The sequence below is a fragment of the Neorhizobium turbinariae genome, from assembly GCF_023223505.1.
GTDB lineage: Bacteria > Pseudomonadota > Alphaproteobacteria > Rhizobiales > Rhizobiaceae > Neorhizobium > Neorhizobium turbinariae.
In genome coordinates this window covers 114,867-132,747 of sequence record NZ_JALPRY010000016.1, presented here as the reverse complement: position 1 = coordinate 132,747, position 17,881 = coordinate 114,867, and the positions used below count along the sequence as shown (strand labels likewise).

The 17,881-nt window shown below is 62.8% G+C and carries 17 protein-coding genes; 15 read left to right on the top strand and 2 right to left on the bottom strand.

The window, feature by feature from the left end:
- The first annotated feature begins 20 nt into the window (after positions 1-20).
- From odhB to lpdA, 5 genes are read left to right on the top strand one after another with little or no spacing between them, the layout of a single operon-like run.
- Positions 21-1,259 carry a 2-oxoglutarate dehydrogenase complex dihydrolipoyllysine-residue succinyltransferase gene (gene odhB, locus M0654_RS14960; RefSeq protein WP_248683802.1) on the top strand — a complete coding sequence of 413 codons (1,239 nt, stop codon included), beginning with the start codon at positions 21-23 and terminating at the stop codon, positions 1,257-1,259.
- A 15-nt stretch (positions 1,260-1,274) separates the two neighbouring features.
- The gene (locus tag M0654_RS14955) at positions 1,275-1,691 is read left to right on the top strand and encodes an MAPEG family protein (protein ID WP_118850870.1); all 417 of its coding nucleotides are present in this window, start codon (positions 1,275-1,277) and stop codon (positions 1,689-1,691) included.
- 4 nt (positions 1,692-1,695) lie between these two features.
- Positions 1,696-2,196, top strand: a complete 501-nt coding sequence (locus M0654_RS14950) for a hypothetical protein (protein WP_248683801.1) — start codon at positions 1,696-1,698, stop codon at positions 2,194-2,196.
- Entirely contained in the window at positions 2,193-2,945 is a 753-nt protein-coding gene (locus tag M0654_RS14945) for an SDR family oxidoreductase (protein ID WP_248683800.1), read from the top strand. Before M0654_RS14950 ends, M0654_RS14945 begins: the two co-directional genes overlap by 4 nt.
- Before the next feature lie 24 nt (positions 2,946-2,969).
- Positions 2,970-4,376 carry a dihydrolipoyl dehydrogenase gene (gene lpdA / locus M0654_RS14940; protein ID WP_118850867.1) on the top strand — a complete coding sequence of 469 codons (1,407 nt, stop codon included), beginning with the start codon at positions 2,970-2,972 and terminating at the stop codon, positions 4,374-4,376.
- Between the two features lie 63 nt (positions 4,377-4,439).
- Here lpdA and M0654_RS14935 read toward each other — a convergent pair whose 3' ends face one another.
- Together M0654_RS14935 and M0654_RS14930 are read right to left on the bottom strand one after the other, a co-directional pair.
- Positions 4,440-5,519, bottom strand: coding sequence for a TraB/GumN family protein (locus M0654_RS14935; protein ID WP_248683799.1), 1,080 nt, complete (start codon positions 5,517-5,519; stop codon positions 4,440-4,442).
- Between the two features lie 80 nt (positions 5,520-5,599).
- Positions 5,600-6,535, bottom strand: coding sequence for a tyrosine recombinase XerC (locus M0654_RS14930; protein ID WP_248683798.1), 936 nt, complete (start codon positions 6,533-6,535; stop codon positions 5,600-5,602).
- Between the two features lie 143 nt (positions 6,536-6,678).
- Between M0654_RS14930 and M0654_RS14925 the strand changes: the two genes are divergently transcribed.
- The 10 genes from M0654_RS14925 (at position 6,679) to M0654_RS14880 (ending at position 17,788) form a co-directional block, all read left to right on the top strand.
- Positions 6,679-7,605: a GNAT family N-acetyltransferase gene (locus M0654_RS14925; protein ID WP_248683797.1), complete on the top strand. Its 927-nt coding sequence runs from the start codon at positions 6,679-6,681 to the stop codon at positions 7,603-7,605.
- Between the two features lie 44 nt (positions 7,606-7,649).
- Positions 7,650-8,783, top strand: coding sequence for an AAA family ATPase (locus M0654_RS14920; RefSeq protein ID WP_248683796.1), 1,134 nt, complete (start codon positions 7,650-7,652; stop codon positions 8,781-8,783).
- 45 nt (positions 8,784-8,828) lie between these two features.
- Entirely contained in the window at positions 8,829-11,078 is a 2,250-nt protein-coding gene (locus tag M0654_RS14915; protein ID WP_248683795.1) for a primosomal protein N', read from the top strand.
- Positions 11,079-11,140: 62 nt separating this feature from the next.
- Positions 11,141-11,524, top strand: coding sequence for an AGROH133_08824 family phage infection protein (locus tag M0654_RS14910; RefSeq protein ID WP_248683794.1), 384 nt, complete (start codon positions 11,141-11,143; stop codon positions 11,522-11,524).
- Between the two features lie 262 nt (positions 11,525-11,786).
- Complete coding sequence (locus tag M0654_RS14905) at positions 11,787-12,353, top strand: F0F1 ATP synthase subunit delta (RefSeq protein ID WP_248683793.1); 567 nt, start codon at positions 11,787-11,789, stop codon at positions 12,351-12,353.
- Positions 12,353-13,882 (top strand): F0F1 ATP synthase subunit alpha, encoded by a 1,530-nt coding sequence (atpA, locus tag M0654_RS14900; protein WP_118850859.1) that lies wholly within the window; start codon positions 12,353-12,355, stop codon positions 13,880-13,882. The genes M0654_RS14905 and atpA overlap by 1 nt, the downstream gene beginning before the upstream one ends.
- Before the next feature lie 33 nt (positions 13,883-13,915).
- Positions 13,916-14,797: a F0F1 ATP synthase subunit gamma gene (locus tag M0654_RS14895; protein WP_248683792.1), complete on the top strand. Its 882-nt coding sequence runs from the start codon at positions 13,916-13,918 to the stop codon at positions 14,795-14,797.
- Positions 14,798-14,818: 21 nt separating this feature from the next.
- Entirely contained in the window at positions 14,819-16,249 is a 1,431-nt protein-coding gene (gene atpD / locus M0654_RS14890) for a F0F1 ATP synthase subunit beta (protein WP_118850857.1), read from the top strand.
- Between the two features lie 110 nt (positions 16,250-16,359).
- Positions 16,360-16,767, top strand: coding sequence for a F0F1 ATP synthase subunit epsilon (locus M0654_RS14885; protein ID WP_118850856.1), 408 nt, complete (start codon positions 16,360-16,362; stop codon positions 16,765-16,767).
- 127 nt (positions 16,768-16,894) lie between these two features.
- A complete protein-coding gene (locus tag M0654_RS14880; protein WP_118850855.1) occupies positions 16,895-17,788 on the top strand; it encodes a LysR family transcriptional regulator in 894 nt (297 codons plus the stop codon).
- Positions 17,789-17,881: the final 93 nt, after the last annotated feature.

The following is a 17,881-nucleotide window of genomic DNA, read 5'->3' as shown; positions in this document are numbered from 1 at the left end:
CCATTCAGGACGTAAACACAATGGCCACTGAAATCCGCGTTCCCACCTTGGGAGAATCCGTCAGCGAGGCAACCGTCGGCACCTGGTTCAAGAAGGTCGGCGACACGGTGAAGGCCGACGAGCCGCTTCTCGAGCTCGAAACGGACAAGGTGACTGTTGAAGTGCCGGCCCCGGCTGCCGGTGTTCTGACCGAAATCGTTGCCCAGAACGGCGAAACCGTCGGCCTTGGCGCCCTGCTTGGCCAGATCGCCGAAGGTGCCGCAGGCGCCGCGACCTCGGCTCCGGCCGAAGCTGCTCCGGCAAAGGCTGCCGAACCTGCTGCTCCGGCTCCTGCCGCTGCAGCCGCACCGGCTTCCTCCGGTTCGTCCATGCCGCCGGCTCCGGCTGCCGCCAAGCTTGCTGCCGACAACAACGTCTCGACGGGCGACATCGAAGGCTCCGGCAAGCGCGGCCAGGTGCTGAAGGGCGACGTGATTGCAGCGATCGCCAAGGGCCCGGCAGCTGCCGCTCCGGCCGCAGCACCGGCTGCCCCGCGTCCGGTTTCGTCTGCTGACGATGCAGCCCGCGAAGAACGCGTGAAGATGACGCGCCTGCGCCAGACCATCGCACGTCGCCTCAAGGACGCGCAGAACACGGCCGCCATGCTGACCACCTACAACGAGGTGGACATGAAGGCGGTCATGGACCTGCGCAACCGCTACAAGGAGATCTTCGAGAAGAAGCACGGCGTGAAGATGGGCTTCATGGGCTTCTTCACGAAGGCCGTTACCCACGCGCTGAAGGAAATCCCCTCGATCAACGCCGAGATCGATGGCACCGACATCATCTACAAGAACTACTGCCACGTCGGCATGGCTGTTGGCACCGACAAGGGCCTCGTCGTTCCGGTCATCCGTGATGCCGACCAGCTGTCGATCGCCGGCGTCGAAAAGGAACTCGGCCGTCTTGCCAAGGCAGCCCGTGACGGTTCGCTCGCCATGTCCGACATGCAGGGCGGCACCTTCACCATCACCAATGGTGGCGTCTACGGTTCGCTGATGTCCTCGCCGATCCTCAACGCACCGCAGTCGGGTATCCTCGGCATGCACAAGATCCAGGAGCGCCCGGTTGCGATCGGCGGCCAGGTCGTGATCCGTCCGATGATGTACCTGGCTCTCTCCTACGATCACCGCATCGTCGACGGCAAGGAAGCAGTGACCTTCCTCGTCCGCGTCAAGGAAAGCCTGGAAGATCCGGAGCGTCTGGTTCTCGATCTCTAAGACTGGAGAAAAGCCATGGAAGCGCTTGGGGTCACGGCAACGCCTTACATGACGCTGCTTGCCCTGAGCGTCGTCCTGCTGGTCGTCCACATCCTGCTGCAGGGCATGTTCGCGACCCGCGAACTTGGCTCGCAGTGGAATGCGGGGCCGCGGGACGAGGGCCTTGAGCCCAAGAGCCCGCTGGCCGGGCGTGCGGCCCGCGCCTCCAGAAACTTCCAGGAAACCTATCCGGCCTTCATCGGCTTGCTGCTCGGCGTCGCCTTTTCCGGCGACGACGCTTCCTACTGGGGGCTGATCGGCGCCTGGATCTGGTTCGTGGCGCGCATCGTCTATCTGCCGCTGTACCTCGCCGGCATTCCCTATTTCCGCTCCTTCGTCTGGTTGATCAGCCTCATCGGGCTGCTGGCCATGATGTTTGCGCTGTTCCGGTGATGCGATGAAGCGGCTGTTCAAGGCATCGCTCATCACGATCTGCCTGACGCCGGCTTTCGCCTTGGCGCAGGAGCGCTGCCCGATCGAGAAGGCGGTCTTTGCCGAAGCCGATGGCGGGACGGAGCTTGCCTTCCGACCCGTAGGTTCCGATGCTGCCGCCGTCAGCCACATGTTCTCGGTAACGGGGGCAAAGCTGAAACTTGACGGCCATGTGATGTATGACGAGGAATCGCAGCGTCCGGCCGGCATGATCATGAACAACTGCCCCGAGGGTGACGCGACAGGCGCAGAGCTGCGCGCCTGCACGGTATGGACGGGCGTTCTCTACTCGGTGAACCCTAGCGACGCCGGGATTGACGTTCTGGGTGGCGAGGGAACGCCGGCACCCGATGCGGTTCTGCTGCCTGGTTTTGGCCCGGCGATCCGCCATTCGCAGCTTTGGGACAAAAGCGGGCTGAAGTCCGTTCCATGGGATCTTTACGCGTTCAAGGGGTGCAATGGATGACTGATACACCTGTCATGCTCGTGACCGGCGGAAGCCGTGGCATCGGCGCAGCCGTTTGCCTGCTCGCGGCCCGCAACGGCTGGCGTGTCGCCGTCAACTACGCCTCGAATGCACAGGCTGCCGAAGCCGTGGTCGAGAAGATCAAGGCGGCCGGCGGCGACGCGACTGCAATAAAGGGCGATGTCGGCAATGCCGCCGACATCGATGCAATGTTTGCAGCGGTGGACCGGCACTTCGGGCGGCTCGATGCGCTGGTGAACAATGCGGGTATCGTCGACATGCCGCAGCGTGTCGACGAGATGAGCGTCGAACGGCTCGAGCGGATGATGCGCATCAACGTGACAGGCTCCATCCTCTGCGCCGGCCATGCGGTGCGTCGCATGTCCACCAAGCACGGAGGCAAGGGCGGCGCGATCGTCAACATCTCGTCCATGGCGGCGATCATCGGGTCGCCGGCGCAATATGTCGATTATGCCGCTTCCAAGGGCGCCATCGACACGCTGACGGTTGGCCTGTCGCGTGAAGTGGCGGCGGAAGGCGTGCGGGTCAATGCGATCCGCCCTGGTGTCATCGAGACGGACATCCATGCGTCCGGCGGCCTGCCGGACCGGGCGCGCGACATGGCGCCCAATATTCCCATGCAACGCCCGGGGCAGGCGCAAGAGGTGGCGGATGCCGTTCTCTACCTCCTTTCGCCCGGTGCATCCTATATAACTGGCGCGATCCTCAATGTGAGCGGTGGGCGCTAAGAGAACAACGGAAGGAAAACTACAATGGCTTATGATGTTGTCGTCATCGGAAGCGGTCCCGGCGGCTATGTATGCGCAGTCAAGGCTGCCCAGCTTGGCCTCAAGGTGGCAGTCGTTGAAAAGCGCGCGACCTATGGCGGCACCTGCCTGAACGTCGGCTGCATTCCGTCCAAGGCGCTGCTGCATGCCTCCGAGATGTTCCACCACGCCGCCCATGGCATGGATGCGCTCGGCGTCGAGGTCGAGGCTCCCAAGCTCAACCTCGAAAAGATGATGGCGCACAAGGATGCGACCGTGAAGTCCAACGTCGACGGCGTGTCCTTCCTGTTCAAGAAGAACAAGATCGATGGCTTCATCGGCACCGGCAAGATCGTCTCCGCCGGCAAGGTTTCGGTGACCGGTGACGACGGCAAGGTCCAGGAACTGGAAACCAAGAACATCGTGATTGCCACCGGTTCGGATGTTGCCGGCATTCCGGGTCTCAATGTCGAGATCGACGAGAAGACCATCGTGTCCTCGACCGGTGCGATTGCACTCGACAAGGTGCCGCAGAGCCTGGTCGTCGTCGGCGGCGGCGTCATCGGCATGGAACTCGGTTCGGTCTGGCTGCGCCTCGGCGCCAAGGTGACGGTCGTCGAATATCTCGACAAGCTGCTCGGTGGCATGGACGCCGACGTTTCCAAGCAGTTCCAGCGGATGATGGCCAAGCAGGGCATGGATATTCGCACCGAAGCCAAGGTGACGGCTGTCGAGAAGACGGAGTCCGGCGCCAAGGTGACCTATGAACCGGTCAAGGGTGGCGAAGCCCAGACGATCGAAGCCGACATCGTGCTGGTTTCGACCGGCCGCAAGCCCTACACCGAAGGCCTTGGCCTCGAGGAAGCCGGCGTGGCGCTCGACAACCGCGGCCGCGTCGAGATCGACGGCCAGTTCAAGACCAATGTTGCTGGCATCTATGCGATCGGCGACGTGGTGAAGGGCCCGATGCTGGCGCACAAGGCCGAGGACGAGGGCGTGGCACTGGCCGAGATCCTCGCCGGCCAGCACGGCCATGTGAACTATGACGTCATTCCGGGCGTGGTCTACACCCAGCCGGAAGTGGCCTCCGTCGGCAAGACGGAAGAAGAGCTGAAGGCTGCAGGCATCGCCTACAAGGTCGGCAAGTTCCCGTTCACCGCCAATGGCCGCGCGCGCGCCATGCTGGCGACCGACGGCTTCGTGAAGATCCTCGCCGACAAGGAAACCGACCGGGTGCTCGGCGGCCATATCATCGGCTTCGGCGCCGGCGAGATGATCCACGAGATCACCGTGCTGATGGAGTTCGGCGGTTCCTCGGAAGACCTGGCCCGCACCTGCCACGCGCATCCGACGATGTCGGAAGCGGTGAAGGAAGCTGCACTCGGCACCTTCTTCAAGCCGATCCACATGTGATCGCACCAAGCAAGAAAAAGGGCGGGAATTTTCCCGCCCTTTTTCTTTGTCTGCCTTACGTTGTCAGTTTACCGCAGTGACGGTGAAACCCTGGCGGCGCAGAAGCTCGATCAGGCCCTGGGCGCCCGGAAGGTGGGCCGCACCAACGGCCACGAAGGCGCTGCCTTCAGCGAAAATCGGTGCCGCACGCTCGGCCATCAGTTGGTTGCGCTTGGTGATGACGAGCTCGTCGAACTCGGCATAACCGGCCTGGTCCTCAGTGCCATCGGGCGCGACGACCTTCAGCATCGGCTGGATGATGCCGATATTGCCGGATAGGTAGACTTCGGTCATCGTGAAGAAGACGTCGTCCAACTTGGGCCCGAGCTTCAGCGCCTCGACCAGTGACTTGATATGGAGTTCGAGCGGGATCGCGTTGATGGCGTTCGCCTGCTCTTCCAGGGTTTCCAGGCCCTTGACCTGCTTGCCCTGCGCAGCTGCTTCCTTGGCGATCTTCTTGTCGAGGAACAGGTTGCCTCCGCCCTTGCGTGCGAGCTCGCAAGCCGGGATCGAAACCATGCTCATCAGCATCCACGGCTTCATGCGGGAGACCGCCGAAAGGGTGATGCCCTTGGCTTTCAGGCCATCCTTGAGGAGTTGCAGGTCCTGCGGCGGCACGAGTGTTTCGATGGAGCGGCCGTCGGTGAACATGGTCAGTTCCGGCTTCATCAGAAGTGCGGCCATGGCCTTGCTTTCATCGAGCACTTCGTCGGATTCCACGACGATGGTCTTGGCGCGGGCGAGAGCGTCCCTTGCGCCGGCCGGCATCTCCAGCACGCGCGGATCGGCAACATGCATGGTGCCGAGCATGTAGGACGGCTCAAGCCCCGGCTTTTCCACCTTCCAGAAGATGCCCTTGCCGTTCGGCACGGCTTCGCCTTCCGCCATGACCTTGTCGTAGGCTTGCGGGTTTTCCGTCTTCAGCGCTTCGAGCACGTTTTCGCCGCTGCAGGCCGGCGTCTGCGCGCGGGCACCATCGGCAAAACCGAGGATCAGCAGCAGGGAGGCGAGGGCCAGGAGGTGGAGCGCTGCAAGCAGCCAGAGCGTCATGTCCTGGGCGCGAAGAAGGAGAGCGCCGGGAAGCGAGGAAGGTGCGGGAGTCATCATGGCATCCGTCAAATGGGTGCAGCCAGTCTAGGTGTGCCGGCTGCACAAGCCCTTAACGGCCTTGGTTAACCATAGGTTCACGCGCGGGGATGGGCGCGGTCGTAAACCTCGAGCAGTCGGGCGGAATCGACGCCGGTGTATATCTGCGTGGTTGAAAGGCTGGCGTGGCCGAGCAGTTCCTGGATGGTGCGCAGATCCCCGCCGCCGGCGAGAAGATGTGTCGCGAAGGAATGGCGCAGCGCATGCGGCGTTGCCGTTTCCGGCAGGCCGAGCGCGCCGCGCAGCTTCTGCATCTCGCGCTGGATGATCGCCGGCTGCAGCGGACCGCCACGGGCACCCCGGAACAGCAGGTCGTTTTCCTCGATATGGTAGGGGCAGAGCTTGCGGTAGGTGGCGACGGCTTCGGCAATGACGGGCAGAAGCGGCACGATGCGCACCTTGCCGCCCTTGCCGGTGATCCGCAGTGTCTTCGTGCCGGCCGGAATGTCGGCAGGCGTGAGCCCCAGGGCTTCCGAGATACGCAGGCCGCAGCCGTAGAGCAACGACAGCACGGCGGCGTCGCGGGCGGCGATCCACGGCTCCTCCTGCAATTGCGCATCCTTGGTGACGAGCGTGAGCGCCTGGTTGTCGGTGAGCGGCTTGGGCAGCGACTTCGGCTGCCTGGGCGCGCGGATGGCGCCGGCGGCTGCGGCATTCACCAGTCCCTTGCGTTCGAGATAGCGCAGGAAGGACCTCAGGCCCGCCAGATGCCGGCCAAGCGAACGGGCGCCGGAGCCTTCGCGCCGGCGGGCAGCGAGGAAGGCGCGCAGGTCGGCGGGTCGCAATGTGTGGATGTCTTCGAGCTTCGGTGGCTCGCCGAGATGCCTCGTCAGGAAGGTCAGGAACTGGCGCGTGTCGCGCTCGTAGGCCTGCAGCGTGTTGTCCGAAAGCCGGCGCTCGCCTGCCAGGCTCTGCAGCCATTCATGGCGCTTCGCCACCACATCGGGGGCCGCGATGATCAGCAGTTCGTTCATGGGGAGCCTGTTGAATTTGAAGCATGCTCGCCCCAGATTGCTTTGACCGCCTTACGATTTCGCTAAGGCTGCCGTCGGCAGAAGCCAATTTTGCCGCAGTTGGGTGAACAGATGGCGGTGTCGTCCCGTCCTCAGGAGTCTTCATGGAACGCCGCGCCTTGACCAACAGTTTCGGCCATTTCGCGGAAACTCTGGCTCTCCTCTCACATGGCAAACCCGGACATATCGTCGACACGCTGATCGCCGAGCGCGGCGAGCGCATCGTCCAGCATCCGGCCTGGCCGGCGATGCGACCCCTTCTATATTCGCTGCTGCGCTACAACCGGGCGATCAGGTTTGCCAACGACATCCAGGGCCTCAGCGGCTTCCAGTCGTTCGAATACATGAGCGACCTGTTGAAGCTCAACCTGACGGTGGCCCATGCGGAGCGCATCCCAGAAAAGGGTGGCTTCATTCTTGTCAGCAACCATCCGACCGGCATTGCCGACGGCGTTGCAATCTTCGACCTGTTGAAACCGCGCCGGCCGGACCTGATGATCTTTGCCAACCGCGATGCGGTGCGGGTCAATCCGCGGTTTGCCGAAATGATCATCCCGGTGGAATGGCGCGAGGAATACAAGAGCAAGCTGAAGACGCGCGAAACGCTGGTGCTGACCAACAAGACGGTCGAGGGCGGCAAGGTGATGGTGCTGTTTCCCTCCGGCCGCATCGCCTATTGGGAAAACGGCAAGCTCAACGAGCGGCCGTGGAAGACTTCGGCCGTGGGGCTGGCGCGGAAATACAACCTGCCGATCTTGCCGATCCACATGCGGGCGCGCAATTCCGGGCTGTTCTACTGGCTGGCGAAATGGTCGACCGAACTTCGCGACATGACCGTATTCTACGAACTGCTCAACAAGAAGGGCAACCATTTCGACTTCACCGTAGGCCAGATGATCCAGCCGGAAGAGCTGGAGGGCGAGATCGGCGACGTGACGAAGGCGCTGGAGCATCACACAGTCATCGATCTGGCTGACGATAGCGACGCACGCTTCGCGATGCCGGCGCGCGACGCATCCGTCGCCGCATGACGGGCTGCTTCCACCCGATCATGCTCATGGTGTAGAGGTGCGGCATGCTGCTCCGCTCCATGTTTGCCCAGAACTACCGTTCCCTGCGCTCGATCCGTATGGATCTCGCAGATGTCAACGTGTTCATTGGCGAGAACGGGGTCGGCAAGTCGAACCTCTACCGGGCGCTGCAACTGGTGCAGGCGGCGGTGCGCGGAACGCTGGCTTATGAGATTGCGGCAGAGGGCGGCATGGCCTCGGCGCTCTGGTCCGGCCGGCGGCGCGAGGAAAAGAATTTCCGCATCAAGCTTGAAGTCGAGGTGCTGGACGAGGAGCGGGCGATCACCTTCCGCTACCGCGTCGAGGCGGGTTTGCGGCCTCCGATCGATGCGGCGGGTTTTGCTTTCGAGCCGCAGGTGAAGGCCGAAGAGCTTTCGGTGGAAACCGGATCGCGGCCGGTGACGATGATGAAGCGGGCAGGGCCAGGCATCATGGTGCGGGGGCCGGCTGGGCGGATGGAGGAATATCCGGAGCAGGCGATGACCTCGGAGACCGCAATCGCCCTGCTCGGTGACGCCGGTCATTACCCCGAGATCGGCGCTTTTCGCAGGCTGGTGGAAGGATGGCGGTTCTTCCACGGCTTCCGGACTGATCGGCAATCACCGCTGCGCAATCCCTGCCTTGCGGTGACATCGCCGCTGCTGGCCGAGGACGGCAGCAACATGGCGGCTGTGTTTGCAACGCTTGTCCACACCCGTGGCGATACGGTGGAGCTTGATCGTGCCGTCGCTTCCGCCCTCAACGGCGCCAAGCTGCAGGTACCGGCGCCCGGCGAATATGCCGAGTTCGGCCTGACCTTTCCCGACTTCCCGCATCGCGTCTTCCAGCCGCGCGAATTGTCGGACGGGCAGATCCGCTTTCTTGGACTTGCCGCAGCGCTGATGTCCTACCGGCAACCGCCGCTGATCGCGTTGAACGAGCCGGAGGCGAGCCTACATCCGGATATGCTCAAGGCGCTTGCCGGGATGATCGGGCAGGCAGCACAGGCAAGCCAGGTCTGGGTGGTCACCCATTCCCAGCCGTTGGCTTTTGCGGTGGAGGAACAGTGCGGGGTGCGGCCGAAGCGGGTGATCCGCAAGGACAGTGCGACCTGGATTGAAGGCATGCGGCTGACGGGACTGATGGAGGAAGACGACTAGCTTCGGGGTTCACTTTTGTTCTCATCCGGGGCAATGTCCGGCCGCATGGGCAAAGATTCGTCCGACATCCTTCCTTCGCTGTTTGGCGATACCCTGCCGGAGGCCGGGCCTCCGACGCATGTGGTGCCTGTTCTGGTGCCGCTGCCGGTGGCGGGTGCCTATAGTTATGCCGTGCCCGAAGGCATGCATGTCGCGCCGGGCTCGGTGGTCCAGGTGCCGGTCGGGCCGCGGCAGGTGATCGGCGTCGTCTGGGACGGCACCAGCGACGACGGCGTCTCCGCCAAGCTTGATCCCAAGAAGCTGAGACCGATCACGCTCGCCTTCGACTGCCCGCCGCTGTCGAAGGAAATGCGCGACTTCATCGACTGGGTGTCGGCCTATACGCTTTCGCCGCCAGGGCTTGTAGCACGCATGGCGATCCGGGCGCCGGCGGCCCTCGATCCGGAGCCGATGGTGGAAGGACTGCGCTACGTCGGTGGGCAGCCGGAGCGCCTGACGCCGGCGCGATCCAAAGTGCTTGACCTGATCCGCGAGCAGGATGTGCCCTGGACCCGCAGCGGACTTGCCAATGCGGCTGGCGTGTCGCTCAGCGTGATTGATGGCCTGACGCAGCAGGGCGTTTTCGAGACGATTTTCCTGGCACCGCCGCCGGTGGTCGCAACGCCCGATCCGGATTTCGTGGCGCCGCGCATCGAAGGCCCGCAGAAGCAGGCGGCGGAAGAAATCATCGCCTCCATACGTGCCGGCGGCTTTGCGGCATCGCTGATCGATGGCGTCACCGGATCCGGCAAGACCGAGGTTTATTTCGAGGCGATTGCCGAAACGCTTCGCCGGGGCAAGCAGGTGCTGATCCTGCTGCCGGAGATCGCGCTCACCTCAAGCTTCCTGGAGCGCTTCGAGCAGCGCTTTGGCGCAAAGCCGGGCGAATGGCATTCCGACCTTTCGCCGCGGATCCGCGAGAAGGTGTGGCGTGGCGTGGTGACTGGCGATGTGCAGGTCGTGGCGGGCGCCCGTTCGGCCCTGTTTCTGCCGTTCGAGAATCTCGGCCTCATCATCGTTGATGAAGAACATGACCCTGCCTACAAGCAGGAGGATCGGGTGTTTTACAATGCGCGCGACATGGCGGTGGTGCGGGCCCGGATCGGCGATTTCCCGATCGTGCTGGTCTCGGCGACGCCCTCTGTGGAAAGCCAGGTGAACGGCCTGTCGGGCCGCTACAACACCGTGCATCTGCCGACCCGCTTCGGTGATGCGGCAATGCCCGACCTGCATCTCATCGACATGCGCCGCCACCCGCCGGAACGCGGTGGCTTCCTGTCGCCCGTGCTTCTTCGGGCGATCGCCAAGACGATCGACCGCAAGGAGCAGGCGCTGCTCTTCCTCAATCGGCGTGGTTATGCGCCGCTGACGCTTTGCCGCGTCTGCGGACACCGTTTCCAGTGCCCGCAATGTTCGAGCTGGCTGGTGGAGCACCGCTTCAAGAGCCAGATCCAGTGCCACCAATGCGGTTATTCCGAGCGCACGCCGGAGGCCTGTCCCGAATGCGGGACGCTCGATCACCTCGTCGCCTGCGGCCCGGGTGTCGAGCGGATCGCCGAGGAGGTGGAACGGCATTTCCCGGATGCCCGCACGATCGTCATGTCATCCGACCTGCTGGGTGGCGTGAAACGGATGCGGCTGGAGCTCGAGGCGATCGCAAACGGCGAGGCCGATATCGTCATCGGCACGCAACTGGTCGCCAAGGGCCATAACTTCCCGCTGATGACGCTGGTCGGCATTGTCGATTCCGACCTCGGGCTTTCGAATGGCGATCCGCGGGCGGCGGAACGGACATTCCAACTGCTGAGCCAGGTCACCGGCCGCGCCGGCCGTACCGGCCTGAAGAGCCACGGCCTGCTGCAGACATTCCAGCCGCAGCATCCGGTGATGCAGGCGATCATTTCCGGCGATGCCGGTGCATTTTACGAGCGGGAGATCGAGGAGCGGCAGAAGGCCATCCTTCCACCATTCGGGCGGCTTGCCTCGCTGATCGTGTCGGCCGATACGCGCGCCGATGCCGAAACGCATGCGCGTGGCTTGCGGGCTGCGGCGCCGAAGGTGACGGGCATCTCGGTTCTGGGACCGGCGGAGGCTCCGCTTGCGCTGGTTCGCGGTCGCCACCGCTTCCGGCTTCTGGTGCATGGACGACGGAATTCAGACATGCAGGGTTTCCTGCGGGCGATGATCGACAACGGGCCGAAACAGCGGGGCTCGGTGCAGATCCAGCTCGACATCGATCCGCAGAGTTTTCTGTAGCCGCCTTTGCATGGCCTTTGCGGCATGCGGTAAGATCAGCCGAATCGACATACGAGGCGTGAATGGAACTGTACTTTCCGACCGAACTTGGCGAGCAGGCGGCCTTCGTCTGTGCTGCCGCGACGGCAATCATCGGCCTCCTGGTCTTCCTGCTGCCGGCGTCTGCGCTTCGGCTTTCGGCGTTCCAGATCGGCGCGATCCGACCGGAAGGCTATGCCGCCACCCGCGCCGCCGGTGCGCATCACGTCGGGCTTGGCCTTGCGGCGATCATGCTGGCGCAGGACTGGATCTACCTGACGCTCGGGATAGCGGTCGGTTTTGCGGCCTTCGGAAGGCTGGTTTCGTGCTTCACGGACCGGGCGCTCACCCTGCCAAATGTCGCGATTTTCCTACTCCAGGTTGTGCTGGCGGCCGGGCCATTCGCCTATGTTTTTGGCTATCTCTGATGTCTCGTAACTCGGCCTGAGCTAATGCTTGGCCGGTAAGTCGCACCTTGCCGCAGCAAAATCCGCCGAGACTCCCTGTGTCTTGGGGTTTTTCCATTATCTGCCGTGTTGCGGTGGCCTACATCCTATGCTAGACGGACCGCGAAAGTCGGAAAGGGTAGGGCCGACGCCTTACCGGTTCTGGAAGATAATCAAACGAATTCAAGATTTTGCTGATCCCTGTCTCCAGGGCCTGGCGCTTGGATGGCAATTCAGGGAAAATGTGCCCGTGGCTGACACGTCCCAGCTTATTTCCGGTGTAGCGGAGCGGTATGCTTCCTCGCTGTTCGAACTGGCCCTTGAGTCCGGCTCGATCGATCAGGTTGGTGCCGATCTTGATCGGTTCCAGGCGCTGCTGGATGAGAGTGAAGACCTGCGACGTCTGGTCGCAAGCCCGGTCTTTTCGGCAGACGAGCAGCGGCAGGCTGTTTCGGCCGTTGCAGATCGCGCCGGCATCACCGGTCTCGTTGGCAATTTTCTGAAGGTCGTTGCCGGCAATCGCCGGCTGTTTGCTGTTCCCGGCATGATCCGCGCCTATCGCGAGATCGCTGCGCAGCATCGCGGCCAGGTTACGGCCGAGGTCACCTCGGCGCATGCTCTGTCTGCGGAGCAGGAATCTGAACTCAAGTCGGCGCTGAAGGGCGTGACCGGCAAGGACGTGGCCATCGCCGTTTCGATCGATCCGTCGATCCTCGGCGGTCTCATCGTCAAGGTTGGCTCACGTCAGATCGATACGTCCCTTCGCACCAAACTTTCCACTCTTAAGCTTGCATTGAAAGAGGTCGGCTGATGGATATCCGTGCAGCGGAAATTTCCGCAATTCTCAAGGACCAGATCAAGAACTTCGGCCAGGAAGCCGAAGTTTCTGAAGTCGGCCAGGTTCTCTCCGTCGGCGACGGTATCGCTCGCGTCTACGGCCTGGACAATGTCCAGGCTGGTGAGATGGTCGAGTTCCCGGGCGGCGTGCGCGGCATGGCGCTGAACCTCGAAGCCGACAACGTCGGCGTGGTTATCTTCGGCTCCGACCGCGAGATCAAGGAAGGCGACACCGTCAAGCGGACCGGCGCCATCGTGGACGTGCCGGTTGGTCCGGAACTGCTCGGCCGCGTCGTTGACGCGCTAGGCAACCCGATCGACGGCAAGGGCCCGATCAATGCAACGCGCCGTTCGCGCGTTGACGTCAAGGCTCCGGGCATCATCCCGCGCAAGTCGGTTCATGAGCCGATGTCAACCGGCCTCAAGGCCATCGACGCCCTCATCCCGGTTGGTCGTGGCCAGCGCGAGCTCGTCATCGGCGACCGCCAGACCGGCAAGACCGCCATCATTCTCGACGCGTTCCTGAACCAGAAGTCGATCCACGACAACGGCCCCGACAACGACAAGCTGTTCTGCGTCTACGTCGCTATCGGCCAGAAGCGTTCGACCGTTGCCCAGTTCGTGAAGGTGCTCGAAGAGCGCGGCGCGCTGCAGTACTCGATCGTTGTTGCTGCAACCGCATCCGACCCGGCTCCAATGCAGTACCTCGCTCCGTTCGCAGGTTGCGCAATGGGCGAATACTTCCGCGACAACGGCCAGCACGCCCTTATCGCTTATGACGACCTGTCGAAGCAGGCTGTCGCCTACCGCCAGATGTCGCTCCTGCTGCGCCGCCCGCCGGGCCGCGAAGCTTATCCGGGCGACGTTTTCTACCTGCACTCGCGCCTTCTCGAGCGTGCTGCAAAGCTCTCCGACGAGCGTGGCGCTGGTTCGCTGACGGCTCTGCCGGTTATCGAAACCCAGGGTAACGACGTTTCGGCGTTCATTCCGACCAACGTGATCTCGATCACCGACGGCCAGATCTTCCTTGAAACCGACCTGTTCTACCAGGGCATCCGTCCGGCCGTTAACGTCGGCCTGTCGGTTTCCCGCGTTGGTTCTGCCGCGCAGATCAAGGCGATGAAGCAGGTTGCCGGCTCGATCAAGGGCGAGCTTGCCCAGTATCGTGAAATGGCTGCCTTCGCGCAGTTCGGTTCCGACCTCGACGCCTCCACCCAGCGCCTGCTCAACCGCGGTGCGCGCCTGACCGAACTCCTGAAGCAGCCGCAGTTCTCGCCGCTGAAGACGGAAGAGCAGGTTGCGGTGATCTTCGCCGGCGTCAACGGCTACCTCGACAAGCTTCCGGTCAACCAGGTCGGCAAGTTCGAGCAGGGCCTGCTGTCCTACCTCCGTTCGGAAGGCAAGGCTGTGCTGGAAACGATCCGCACCGAAAAGCAGGTGTCCGACGACACGAAGGCAAAGCTCAAGGCAGCTCTCGACAGCTACGCCAAGACCTTCGCCTAAGACCGGATCTACTAGCTCGAGGACCGATAACGGATGCCTTCACTTAAGGATCTGAAAAACCGGATCGCCTCCGTCAAGGCGACGCAGAAAATCACCAAGGCGATGAAAATGGTCGCCGCGGCGAAGCTGCGCCGTGCGCAGGAGGCGGCCGAGGCTGCCCGTCCTTACGCGGAGCGGATGAACAAGGTATTGGCCAGCCTTTCGGCTGCCAATGCCGGCAATGCCGAAGCGCCGCTGCTGCTTTCGGGCACGGGCAAGGATCAGGTCCATCTCCTGGTCGTTGCGACCGGCGAGCGCGGATTGGCTGGTGGCTTCAACTCCTCCATCATCCGCCTGGCGCGCGACCATGCACAGAAGCTGCTTGCAGAAGGCAAGACGGTGAAGATCCTCACTGTCGGCCGCAAGGGCAACGACGTGCTGCGCCGCAGCTTCAAGGACAACATCGTCCACTACATTACCTTCCGCGAAGTCAAGCAGCTCGGTTTCGTCCAGGCTGACGAAGTGGCGCAGAAGGTGCTGCAGATGTTCAACGCCGGCGAGTTCGACGTTGCGACGCTGTTCTTCGCGCGCTTCCAGTCGGTGATCTCGCAGGTTGCGACCGCGCAGCAGATCATTCCGGCCAAGTTCGAAACGGCTGAAACTGCATCGACCGCAGCTTCCGCGCTCTACGAATACGAGCCGAGCGAACAGGAAATTCTGGAAGAGCTCCTGCCGCGCAACGTCGCGATGCAGATCTTCCGTGCACTGCTCGAAAACAACGCTTCCTTCTACGGCGCGCAGATGTCCGCAATGGATAACGCAACGCGCAATGCCGGCGACATGATCAACAAGCTGACGCTCTCCTACAACCGCCAGCGTCAGGCGCAGATCACGAAGGAACTCATCGAAATCATTTCGGGCGCGGAAGCGCTCTGAGGAAGAAAGAGGGTAAGTATCATGGCTATCGCAACGGGCACCTCCCTCGGTAAGGTGACGCAGGTTATCGGCGCCGTCGTCGACGTAGCTTTCGACGGCGAACTGCCGCCGATCCTGAACGCACTGGAAACCGACAACAACGGCAACCGGCTCGTTCTCGAAGTCGCGCAGCACCTCGGTGAAAACTCCGTCCGCACCATCGCTATGGACTCGACGGAAGGTCTCGTCCGCGGCCAGCAGGTTCGCGACACGGGCGCTCCGATCTCGGTTCCGGTTGGCGACCAGACGCTCGGCCGCATCATGAACGTCATCGGCGAGCCGGTTGACGAAGCAGGTCCGCTGGATCGCACGACGCTCCGCGCCATCCACCAGGACGCTCCGGCTTACGTCGAACAGTCCACCGAGGGCCAGATTCTGGTCACCGGCATCAAGGTTGTCGACCTTCTCGCTCCTTACGCAAAGGGCGGCAAGATCGGCCTCTTCGGCGGCGCAGGCGTCGGCAAGACCGTTCTCATCATGGAACTCATCAACAACGTCGCCAAGGCGCACGGTGGTTACTCCGTGTTCGCCGGCGTTGGTGAGCGTACCCGTGAAGGCAACGACCTTTACCACGAAATGATCGAGTCCGGCGTGAACAAGCACGGCGGTGGCGAAGGCTCCAAGGCTGCCCTCGTCTACGGCCAGATGAACGAACCGCCGGGCGCACGTGCACGCGTTGCACTGACCGGTCTGACGATCGCTGAAGACTTCCGCGACAAGGGCCAGGACGTTCTGTTCTTCGTGGACAACATCTTCCGCTTCACCCAGGCAGGCTCCGAAGTGTCGGCTCTGCTCGGCCGTATTCCTTCGGCCGTGGGCTACCAGCCGACCCTCGCCACCGACATGGGCCAGATGCAGGAACGCATCACCACGACGACGAAGGGCTCGATCACCTCGGTTCAGGCCATCTACGTTCCGGCCGACGACTTGACCGACCCGGCACCGGCAACCTCGTTCGCCCACCTGGACGCAACGACGGTTCTGTCGCGTTCGATCGCCGAGAAGGGCATCTACCCAGCCGTTGACCCGCTCGACTCCACCTCGCGCATGCTCGACCCGATCATCGTCGGCGAAGAACACTACGAAGTGGCTCGCAAAGTCCAGACGACGCTGCAGCGCTACAAGTCGCTGCAGGACATCATCGCGATCCTTGGCATGGACGAACTGTCCGAAGAGGACAAGATGACCGTTGCCCGCGCCCGCAAGATCGAGCGCTTCCTGTCGCAGCCGTTCTTCGTGGCCGAAGTCTTCACCGGTTCGCCGGGCAAGCTGGTTGCTCTCGAAGACACGATCAAGGGCTTCAAGGGCCTCGTCAACGGCGAGTACGACCACCTTCCGGAAGCTGCCTTCTACATGGTCGGTTCGATCGAAGAAGCCATGGAAAAGGCAAAGAAGCTGGCTGAAGCCGCTTAATCCAGAGCAAAACGGCGCGCGGGATGTGTCCGGCGCGCCAGTCCGCATACAACAGCTAAGCCCGCGTGAGCCTTCATAGGAACGTGGGTCAATCGAGGAAGTGGACCTTCATGGCCGACGCTTTCAACTTCGAACTGGTTTCGCCCGAGCGGCTGCTTGTTTCGGAAAAGGTATCCGAAGTGGTCATTCCCGCCACGCTCGGCGAGATGACGGTGCTTGCCAACCATGCGCCGACCATGACCACCATCAAGCCAGGCGTGGTTTCCGTGAAGCTCGCTTCCGGCCAGGTGAACAAATACGTCGTGTTCGGCGGGTTTGCAGACATCCTGCCGACCAGCTGCACGCTGCTCGCTGAATCGGCCGTGCCGGCCACCGAGCTGACGCGCGATACGCTGCAGAAGCGGATCGAGGCCACCCAGGCCGAGCTGACCAATGCACGCGACGACGAGCACAAGACCAAGCTGGAGCAGTTCCTGGCGGAACTGACTCACCTCAACGGCGCGATCATTCCGGCCTGATCGTTCAGGCAGACGAAAGAGAACAAAGGGCGGCCTTCGTGCCGCCCTTTGTCGTTTCCGCTTCTCGCGCAACGGGGTTGCCGTCCGCTCTCCGGCAGGTTAGCCGTGGAGAGGGGAGGCGCGGCTCATGATCGACAAGCTCGAATTTTTCATCGCCCTGGCGCGCGAAGCGCATTTCGGGCGTGCCGCCGAGGAATGCGGGATCTCGCAGCCGTCTCTGTCGGCGGCGATCCGGCAGCTCGAGGACCAGCTTGGCGTGCAGCTCGTGGTGCGCGGCTCCCGGTACCAGGGCCTGACGCCGGAGGGCCAGCGGGTGCTGGAATGGGCCAAGCGCATCGTTGGCGACGCCCGCACCATGCGCGAGGAGATGCGCGCTGCCCGCAAGGGCCTTGCCGGGCATATCCGTCTCGCCTCCATCCCGACTGCACTCGCCATGATCCCGCGGCTGACGGAGCCGTTCCAGGCAAAACACCCGGACGTGACGTTCTCCGTCGTGTCGCGCAACTCGCTTCAGGTGCTGTCGCAACTCGACAATTTCGAGATCGATGCCGGCATCACCTATCTCGACAACGAGCCCTTGGGCCGGGTGACGAGCGTGCCGCTTTATGCCGAGCGCTACAATCTCGTGACCGCCGAAGGAGCGCCTCTCGCCGACCGCGAGAGCGTTACCTGGAAGGAAATGGCCGACGTTAGGCTTTGCCTATTAACACCCGACATGCAGAACCGCCGGATCATCAACCAGCACCTCAGCGAAGCCGGTGTGGTCGTAAAGCCGATGCTCGAATCGAACTCGATGGTGGTGCTGCTGTCTCATATCGGCACCGGCCGCTGGGCCAGCATCATGCCGCGCAATGTCGCAAGATCATACGGTTTCGCCAAGCATATCAAGACGATCCCGATCGTCGAGCCGGAGGCAAGCCACATCGTCGGTCTGGTCGCGACACATCGCGAACCCTTTACGCCACTGGTCTCCGCCTTGCTACATGAGGCGCGCAGCCTCACGCCCGCCGCCATGCTTTGATAGTTTTTTTCTATCGCGTAACCATTCTCCTTTATTGACGGTTGCAGCCCTCCACGACACCATTTCCCTCACAAGTAGCCGAAGCGACCCTTC